The organism is Rhodospirillales bacterium, assembly GCA_016872535.1.
Taxonomy (GTDB): domain Bacteria; phylum Pseudomonadota; class Alphaproteobacteria; order Rhodospirillales; family 2-12-FULL-67-15; genus 2-12-FULL-67-15.
Genome location: VGZQ01000106.1, coordinates 1 through 8,632 on the forward strand (window position 1 = coordinate 1; position 8,632 = coordinate 8,632).

The 8,632-nt window shown below is 60.2% G+C and carries 12 protein-coding genes and 1 pseudogene; 10 read left to right on the forward strand and 3 right to left on the reverse strand.

Going from position 1 to position 8,632, the window contains the following annotated elements; translation table 11 throughout:
- Positions 1-203 (forward strand): hypothetical protein (locus tag FJ311_14985; GenBank protein MBM3952743.1); only part of this gene is annotated, 203 nt, incomplete at its 5' end.
- Here the strand turns inward: FJ311_14985 and FJ311_14990 are convergent.
- A complete protein-coding gene (locus FJ311_14990; GenBank protein MBM3952744.1) occupies positions 171-1,013 on the reverse strand; it encodes a restriction endonuclease subunit R in 843 nt (280 codons plus the stop codon). The two genes, FJ311_14985 and FJ311_14990, sit on opposite strands and share 33 nt — an antisense overlap.
- Positions 1,014-1,173: 160 nt before the next feature.
- Between FJ311_14990 and FJ311_14995 the strand changes: the two are divergent.
- The 7 genes and pseudogenes from FJ311_14995 to FJ311_15025 all read left to right on the forward strand — a co-directional run bounded on the left by FJ311_14995 (position 1,174) and on the right by FJ311_15025 (position 5,703).
- A pseudogene (locus FJ311_14995) lies at positions 1,174-1,287 on the forward strand (hypothetical protein).
- Between the two features lie 46 nt (positions 1,288-1,333).
- Positions 1,334-1,531, forward strand: coding sequence for a twin transmembrane helix small protein (locus FJ311_15000; GenBank protein ID MBM3952745.1), 198 nt, complete (start codon positions 1,334-1,336; stop codon positions 1,529-1,531).
- Positions 1,531-2,094 (forward strand): cob(I)yrinic acid a,c-diamide adenosyltransferase, encoded by a 564-nt coding sequence (locus FJ311_15005; GenBank protein ID MBM3952746.1) that lies wholly within the window; start codon positions 1,531-1,533, stop codon positions 2,092-2,094. The genes FJ311_15000 and FJ311_15005 overlap by 1 nt, the downstream gene beginning before the upstream one ends.
- 175 nt (positions 2,095-2,269) lie before the next feature.
- Positions 2,270-3,019, forward strand: a complete 750-nt coding sequence (locus tag FJ311_15010; protein MBM3952747.1) for an electron transfer flavoprotein subunit beta/FixA family protein — start codon at positions 2,270-2,272, stop codon at positions 3,017-3,019.
- Entirely contained in the window at positions 3,020-3,952 is a 933-nt protein-coding gene (locus tag FJ311_15015; GenBank protein MBM3952748.1) for an electron transfer flavoprotein subunit alpha/FixB family protein, read from the forward strand.
- 49 nt (positions 3,953-4,001) lie between these two features.
- Complete coding sequence (locus FJ311_15020; protein MBM3952749.1) at positions 4,002-4,883, forward strand: 3-hydroxybutyryl-CoA dehydrogenase; 882 nt, start codon at positions 4,002-4,004, stop codon at positions 4,881-4,883.
- Between the two features lie 250 nt (positions 4,884-5,133).
- Complete coding sequence (locus tag FJ311_15025) at positions 5,134-5,703, forward strand: hypothetical protein (GenBank protein MBM3952750.1); 570 nt, start codon at positions 5,134-5,136, stop codon at positions 5,701-5,703.
- A gap of 331 nt (positions 5,704-6,034) precedes the next feature.
- Here FJ311_15025 and FJ311_15030 read toward each other — a convergent pair whose 3' ends face one another.
- Complete coding sequence (locus FJ311_15030; protein ID MBM3952751.1) at positions 6,035-6,913, reverse strand: IS1595 family transposase; 879 nt, start codon at positions 6,911-6,913, stop codon at positions 6,035-6,037.
- Between the two features lie 281 nt (positions 6,914-7,194).
- Here FJ311_15030 and FJ311_15035 point away from each other — a divergent pair, with 281 nt between their 5' ends.
- Both FJ311_15035 and FJ311_15040 read left to right on the forward strand, forming a co-directional pair.
- A complete protein-coding gene (locus FJ311_15035; GenBank protein MBM3952752.1) occupies positions 7,195-7,842 on the forward strand; it encodes a response regulator in 648 nt (215 codons plus the stop codon).
- A gap of 232 nt (positions 7,843-8,074) precedes the next feature.
- On the forward strand, positions 8,075-8,590 hold the full coding sequence (locus FJ311_15040) for a response regulator (protein ID MBM3952753.1): 516 nt from the start codon (positions 8,075-8,077) through the stop codon (positions 8,588-8,590).
- Here FJ311_15040 and FJ311_15045 read toward each other — a convergent pair.
- Positions 8,518-8,632: IS5/IS1182 family transposase (locus FJ311_15045; GenBank protein MBM3952754.1), on the reverse strand; the 115-nt coding region annotated here is incomplete at its 5' end. The genes FJ311_15040 and FJ311_15045 overlap by 73 nt on opposite strands.

The window sequence follows — 8,632 nt, forward strand, 5'->3', positions numbered from 1 at the left end:
GCAACGGGATGGGACGCTTGAGCTCCTTGGGGGCTCCGCGCCCCATCCCGTTGCACCACCGAGCCAGATGGGCTCAAATGCAGAACGGGCTCTACCCATCGCTGGATGAAACTCGGGGCTCAGGTCACCCGCTAGGCACCAAACTAATTTGGTATGACAAAATCGATTATCTAACTTTTTCCTGCGGAGCCTTGCCCCGCTAGTTCTTGTACATTTGGCGCTGGACTTTGAGCAGCAGACGATGGTGATGGCTCAGCGTTTTTTGTAGCCCTTTTCTTAGATGCCGAGCGAGACGATTTTTTAAGAAAATGGACGGCTTGTTTAGCTTCATCGCTTTCAATAACTTCCCGTTTCAAAACTTCGTTACGAAGCGTCACCGCCAACGCATCAATATCTATCTTCAATTTTGGCGCGATCTTCTTAATTTCCTTGCGCAATGCTTTTAGTACTCGTTCGTTAAACAGCAATTCTGCCAGAGAGAATCGGCTAGTAACTTGCTGCTGCTGATAAAAAGTCGTCATTGATGATTGCGTAAATCCCTCTTTTGTAAGATTGCCAAAATACTCGATAATTTGGGGATCACGGGGGTTGGATTGTAGAACGTCAACTTCGAACACGAGAGTCTTATCAATCGGTTGCTGAAATTGAACCTTATAGATTTGCCATTGGGCTCCGTTCGTCAAAATGACCCACTCAATTCCCTCGTTCGCGGCATAGTCAACGGCCTGTTTAATGTGATTTTCCTTAAGGGGAACGCCTATTGCCTTCGCCTCGATCAAAAATCGAATATCCTGCCCAACCTGTATTGCTAAATCGCAATACGTCCCTCGGATCGCAAATTCTTTAGTTACCTCTGTAAATTTGTTATAACCAAACAAATCGGCAAGCATATCAATCAGGATCGTGACGGTATCGGGCTCATTGATGTCACGACCCTTTGCTTCGGCTAAGATAGATTGATAACGCTTGAGCTGTTGCCGAATCCGGTCAGCAATCCGTTTTTTGATTGCCATGACGCTCCCCAATATTATGCGTAATTGCCGATAGCTTTTTCATCCTACCCTTGTTTCTTTTTCATCGCCAAGAGCTGGGAAATTACGGGGGTAAGTCCTTTGAGTGCGCCGTTTATCCAAATATCCGCATATGCCGTAAGCGTCGTAATAAAGGCACCTCGAATACCCGATCAGCCGGGTGCTGTGCGACGCGCGCATCCTCAACATCTTCGAAGGCGCGGCGGAAATCCAGGCGCACGTGGTCGCGCGCGGGCTGCTGGCGCGGCGGAATTGACGCTTTTTTTCATGACGGTCGCCCGCGCCGGGTCTAACATCGGGCCATGGCCGGGCTGTTTCCTATCCTGCTCGTAGTCGCGCTCGGCGCGACGCTGGCGATCCTTCTCGTCGGCATCGGCGGCTTTGCCGTCGGCGGGCGCTTCAACGCGCGCCACGGCAACCGCCTGATGCGCCTTCGCGTCGCGGCGCAGGCGATTGCCGTCGCCCTGATCGGCCTTTCGATCTGGCTCGGGCTTTCCTGATGGTCACCCTCGATCGCATCTACACGCGCGGCGGCGACCAGGGCGAAACCTCGCTCGGCGACGGCGAGCGCGTGGCCAAGGACAGTCCCCGCATCGAGGCCATCGGCGCGGTCAACGAAGCCAACGCCGCGATCGGACTCGCGCGCCTGCACACGGCGGGCGAGCCGGACGTGTTGCTCGCGCGCATCCAGAACGATCTCTTCGACCTCGGCGCCGATCTCGCCACGCCCGAGGACGGGCGCAAGGGGGCGAACGCGCTCCGCGTGACCGACGCCCAGGTCGAGCGGCTCGAGCGCGAGATCGACCGCATGAACGCGGCCCTGCAACCGCTCAAGTCCTTCATCCTGCCGGGCGGCAGCCCGGCTTCCGCGCACATTCATTTCGCGAGCACCGTGGTGCGCCGGGCCGAACGCCTGATGGTCGCGCTCAAACGCGACGAGCCGGTGGGCGGGGCGGCGCTGCGCTACATCAACCGGCTCTCGGACCACCTGTTCGTGCTCGCCCGCCACCTCAACGACCGGGGCGCTTCCGACGTGCTCTGGACCCCCGGCGCCAACCGCTGACAGGGGCATTTCTTTCGCGCCGCCGTTGTGCGGGCGCGGCGGACCGGAAGCCTAATCCCTAAGCCTTTTAGGCCGTTCTTGACCGCCCCGGGCGGGCCCCCTAATTTTGCGTCTGCGAAATCAACGGATTGGGGCCGGCGCCCCCCGCGCCGCCCGCCCCGGACTGCGAACATTCATGAAAATCCTCGTCGCCGTGAAGCGGGTAATCGACGCCAACGTCAAGGTGCGCGTAAAGGCGGACCAGACCGGCGTCGAGACCGCCAACGTCAAGATGGCGATGAATCCGTTCTGCGAAATCGCGGTCGAGGAAGCGGTGCGCCTCAAGGAAGCGGGCATCGCGAGCGAGATCGTCGCCGTCTCGGTCGGGCCGCAAGCCTGCCAGGAAACGGTGCGCACCGCGCTCGCCATGGGCGCCGACCGGGGCATCGTGGTCGAGGCGCCGGCCGAAACCGAACCGCTCGCCGTCGCCAAGGTCCTGAAGGCCGTCGTGGCGCGCGAAAATCCCGGCCTCGTCATCCTCGGCAAGCAGGCGGTCGACAACGATTGCAACCAGACCGGCCAGATGCTCGCCGCGCTGCTCGGCTGGGCGCAGGGCACGTTCGCCTCCAAGCTCGCGGTCGAGGGCGACAGGCTCCGCGTCACCCGCGAAGTGGACGGCGGGCTGGAAACGCTGCTGCTGAAACTGCCGGCGGTGGCGACCACGGATTTGCGCCTCAATACGCCGCGCTACGCGTCGCTGCCCAACATCATGAAGGCGAAGAAAAAGCCGATCGAGACGTTGAAGCCCTCGGACCTCGGCGTCGACGTGGCGCCGCGCCTCGACATCCTCAAGGTGGCCGAGCCGCCCAAGCGCAAGGCGGGCGTGCGGGTGGCCACCGTCGCCGACCTGGTCGCCAAATTGCGCGACGAGGCGAAGGTGATCTAGATGACCGTCCTGCTTGTCGCCGAACACGGCCATGCCGTCCTCAACCCGGCCACCCGGCACGCGGCGACAGCCGCGCGCCAGTTGGGCGAAGTGACGGTCCTGGTCGCCGGACGTAACTGCCACGCCGCCGCCGAGGCGGCCGCCAACCTCAAGGGCGTCGCCCGGGTCCTGATCGCGGACGCGGACGTTTACGCGCACCCCCTCGCCGAAACGCTGGCACCGCTGGTGGCGGGGCTCGCCAAGAATCACTCCCACGTTCTCGCTCCCGCCACCACCTTCGGCAAGAACCTGATGCCGCGCGTCGCCGCGCTGCTCGACGTCGCGCAAATTTCCGACATCGTCGCCATCGAGGGGCCCGACACGTTCGTGCGCCCGATCTACGCCGGCAATGCCCTGGTCACGGTGCGCGCGAAGGATCCGATCAAGGCCGTCACCGTGCGCGCGACCGCCTTTGCCGAGGCCGAAAAGTCCCCGTCGCCCGCCCCGATCGAGGAGGTCGCCGCCCCCGCCGATCCGGGTCTGGCCGCGTTCGTGGGCCAGGAGCTGACCCGCTCGGCCAGGCCCGAGCTCGCCAGCGCCCGCGTCGTGGTTTCCGGCGGGCGCGGCATGCAGAGCGGCGAGAATTTCAAGCTGCTGGAGGCGCTCGCCGACCGGCTCGGCGGCGCGGTCGGCGCCTCGCGCGCGGCGGTCGACGCCGGATTCGTGCCCAACGACTTCCAGGTCGGCCAAACCGGCAAGGTGGTGGCGCCCGATCTCTATATCGCGGTCGGCATCTCGGGCGCGATCCAGCATCTCGCCGGCATGAAGGACAGCAAAGTGATCGTCGCCATCAACAAGGACGAGGAAGCCCCCATCTTCCAGGTCGCCGATTACGGCCTGGTCGAGGATTTGTTCAAGGCGGTGCCGGAATTGACGGCGGCACTCGGAAAATGAACCGCGCCCGGGGCGCGAAGGCCCCGGGCGCCAAACTGACGAGGACATCATGGCCAACAACATTCGGAAGATCGGCGTCGTCGGAGCGGGACAAATGGGTCACGGTATCGCGCTGGTCTGCGCGGCCGCCGGGCTCGATGTCCTGATGCTGGACCTCTCGACCGAGGCCCTCGACAAGGGCATGAAGGCGATCCAACGCGACCTCCAGCGCGAGGTGGAGAAGAAGCGGCTCGACCAGGCCAAGGCCGATGCAACCCTCAAGCGCATTACGACCTCACTGAAATACGAGGACTTCAAGGACTGCGACCTGGTGATCGAGGCGGCGACCGAGGACGAAAGGATCAAGAAGGAGATCATCAAGAAGATCTGTCCGGCGCTCGGGCCCGAGGCGTACGTCGCCACCAACACCTCGTCGATCTCCATCACCCGACTCGCCGCGCAGTCCGACCGGCCGGGCAAGTTCGTCGGCATGCACTTCATGAATCCGGTTCCGCGCATGGAACTGGTCGAACTGATCCGCGGCATCGCGACCGAGGAAGAAACCTACCGCACCATCCGCGAGCTCACGCTTAAGATTGGCAAGACGCCGGTCAACGCCGAGGATTTTCCCGCCTTCATCGTCAACCGCATCCTGCTGCCGATGCTGAACGAGGCGATCTATACGCTCTATGAAGGCGTCGGCTCGGTCGAGGCGATCGACACCGCCATGAAGCTCGGCACCCATCACCCGATGGGACCGTTCGAACTGGCCGATTTCATCGGGCTCGACGTTTGTCTCGCGGTCATGCAGGTGCTGCACGAAGGGCTCTCGGATTCCAAGTACCGCCCCTGCCCGCTGCTGGTGAAATACGTCGAAGCGGGCTGGCTCGGCCGCAAGACCGGGCGCGGCTTTTACGACTATTCGGGACCGAAACCGGTTCCGACCCGCTGACGCGCTCCCGTGTCCTGGAGGAGGTCGCGCGGCCAAGTGGCCGCGCATCGGCGGTGCATGCAAATAGTTGGATATCCGAATTATTTTTCTTTGAAACGGGTTTATCCCATAGTAGCAAGTAATTTGCTTGGCCCATCAGCCCATTCCGCGTAGAGCAAAAAGTTTGCCAAATAGAACATTTTGCTTGTCGGCAAACCAAAGATTCTCTATAACTCACCTTACGGGCGATCCACGTCCGAGAAGGTGCGACATGACAAACCCTGCAAGCGCACTCCAGCCAGCCATTGACGCGCTGGAGAAAGACTTGGCCGAGTTGGAACGCCAGGGGAACGCGCTTTTGACGAGCATTAATGTTCTACGAGCGAAAGCTGGTTTACCGCCGCGTCCGGGCGGCTGGTCAAGCTCATCGACAGAATCTGCCATCCGTCCAGATGTTGGCTACAGCCCTCTCCCCATTCACTCCGACACTTTTCTCGGTAAGCGGATGGGGTCAGCCGCTCGGGAATACCTCGACATGCGAAAGACGGCTGGGGGGGATGCTCCCGCTACCGTGAGAGAGATATTCGATGCCCTCAAGGGGGGAGGTTTTGATTTCAAGTCAAAAGACGATGGGAACGCCATCATCGTGCTACGCGCCATGCTCCGGAAGAACAGTTCAATGTTCCACAAGCTGCAAAATGGTAAGTATGGCTTGCGTGCTTGGTATCCCAACCTCAAACCTCCGAAGGCTAATGCCAGCGACTCTGAAAATGCTCACGATGACTCCGGCGACGGAGCCGAAACAGAAGCAGCCGACACCAAGAAGGCATCGGCTGCTTAACGAATTTGGCGGTTGGCGACCGCTACCTCTGGACCGGGTGGCAGCCCGGAGAAAGGTAGGTGTTCAGTGCGTAAACGACGCGCGTTAAAAGCTTAGCGGCTGGTTGCGCCATCGGGTCTAGCCTACCTGATGGCGCGGCCGCCGCATTTGATGTAGCATGTCAGCATGGCCGTATCAAGAAAAATAGTCGAATCACCAAGGAATCCCAACAACCTATCTCTCGCCGAGGCGCGAAAACTTGGGCGATTACAAGACTTCATTGCCCAAGAGGAAGCGCGTGGAATCGGACCAGCCGACCGCAAAAAGCTTGACACTGCAATTCGTACCGTCGTCAAACCGCTGCGATCAGAAGATCGAACATCGCGTTCTGCTTCTCGCGGTAGTTCGCGCGAAAAGTGAACTCGTCGAGATAGCGCGCCATATACTTCGGCGAAACGTGAATGTGCGTCGAAGCAATCGACTTCTTAAACACCCGCCAGAAACTTTCGACGTGGTTTACGTGATGCACTACACCATGTTTGTTGTGGGGGTAGGCGTACTCTTTGGCTGAATGATTCACCTGCCCATGCGTGTAGCCATCGCCGCTGAGTAAATTGTAGGACATCAATTCGTCCGTCGAGATAATAGAGCCAGCCTCCACGTTGTTGAGCACGACTTCGCGCAGGGTGACTTTCTTCACGTTCGGGATCACCCGAGCGACCATCCGCCCCTTGCGCTGCTTGAGGCCCATAACGACGGTTTTGCCAACCGGCCCGCGCCCGATTCCATGACGACGCCCGCCGACATACGCTTCGTCCAATTCGACGTGGCCGCGCAGGATTTCAAAGCCGTCCGTATTCGACATCAGGATGCGGATTTGCTGGCCCATGCGCCAAGCTGTTTTGTAAGTCACCCCTAGGCCGCGCTGTAGTTCCTTGCCCGAAACGCCGTGACGGGTGACGACAAAAAGGTAGATCGCGTAGAACCAGCTTTGAAGGCTGGTACGGCTATCCTCGAATATGGTTCCGGCGCATGGGTACAGGTGATCGCCGCAATGGGAACACGCGTATGCCCGGCGCTCGCCGATCTTGTGAAATGTCGCTTCCTGGCCGCATTTCCGGCAAACGCGCCTAAGCCCATACCGAACCTCCATGATGTGCTCAAGGCACGCATCATCGGTCGGGAAGCGGGCGAAGAAACCCTTAACAGTCATTTTCTCGTTGTCGGTCATGGCCTTATCTCCTATCTATAGGCCACAACTTAACAAATTCCTATACTTGTGTCAAGGGGATAAACCCGCTTTGAAAGACTAAGCGCCCAGGCGCTTTTTTCGGGATCGGTTCCGGTTCCGAGTACATGGGTACTTATTCTTCATTGTAAACCGCTTTTCGGGTGCCTACCTAATAGCCAGTCGAAATCTAGGGGGATTTCCTGCATCCTGGATCGACGGCATGGCGCGTGTCTCGCGCATCCGAATGAGCGGTGGTCGTGGCCGAAGGTTATAACTTGTCGATGCTGAGCGTTCTTATCGCCGATAAGAACGCGCACATGCGCCGGATCCTTCGCAGCATCCTGCGCGAAATCAATATCCGTATGGTCACGGAAGCCGTCATCCCGGAAGACGCGGTCAAGCTTCTCGCCACCAAGCCGTTCGACCTCGCCTTCGTCGAATGGGCGCCGGATTTCGACGGCAACGCGGTGGTCCGGCGGATTCGCCGCGACATCAACGCGGCATCGCGCTTGATCCCGATCGTCATCACGTCGGCCTACACCGAATTCCAGTATGTGGTCGCGGCCCGCGATGCCGGTTCCGACCAGTTCCTGGCCAAGCCGTTCACCGTGAAGATGATCCTGCAGCAGCTCAAATCCGTGATCGAGAACCAGCAGCCGTTCGTTCGGTCCAAGACTTATTTCGGCCCGTGCCGGCGGCGCAAGCAAAGACCCCCGCCCGACGGCTGGGAGCGACGCAAGGGGGTCCCCGTTTCCGCCCCGGACCGGCGCAGCGGCACCAACCGCCGCGCCACCGGTGACAATTCTTCGCAATCTCCGGCGCTGGACATCGAGCGCCGCAGCGGCGAGGATCGGCGCGATATCTCCTCGCCCTATATCAACCCCGCCTCCGCTGCCGCTCCCGCCGGCAAATCGACCGTCTCCAACTGAACTCGAGTCCGATGTCCGTCCCGGGCACCCGCGACGCTCCGACGCACCATTGTCATCGTCGGGGTGCCGAATGCCTCTGGTAATATGTGGGATGTTGAAGCTTATTTTGTCGTTTCCGTATGTCGCGTAAGCGTAATATATTGCTGCCCGATCAAAACTTGGCTTGCCGGCGGCGCACCAACAACCAACAAGACGCGCCGAAAATAAGCCACGATACGTCAAGGGGGAAGGGGTGGCGGAAGGCTATAATCTCTCGATGCTGGCGGTGCTGATCGCCGACAAGAACGCGCACATGCGCCGCATGTTGCGCAGTATCTTGCGCGAACTCAACGTCCGCATGGTGACCGAAGCCGCGACCCCCGAGGAAGCCATCAAGCTGCTGGCGGTCAAGCCGCTCGACCTCGCCTTCGTCGAATGGGCCCCGGACTTCGACGGCAACGCGATCGTCCGCCAAACCCGGCGCGATCCCAAGGCCATGTCGCGCATGATCCCGATCATCACCACGTCCGCCTACACCGAGGTCCAGCATGTGATCGCGGCCCGCGATTCCGGTTCCGACCAGTTCCTGGCGAAACCGTTCACCGCGAAGATGATCTTCCAGCACCTCAAGGCCGTGATCGAAAATCAGCAGCCGTTCGTCCGTTCCAAGACCTATTTCGGCCCTAGGGTCCGGACTCAATTGGCCCACCATACTACGGCGGCGGCCAAGAACACGCCGGAGAGGAAGACGTCGGCGCGTTTGTCGTAACGGGTGGCGATCCGCCGGAAGTCCTTGAGACGACAGAACATG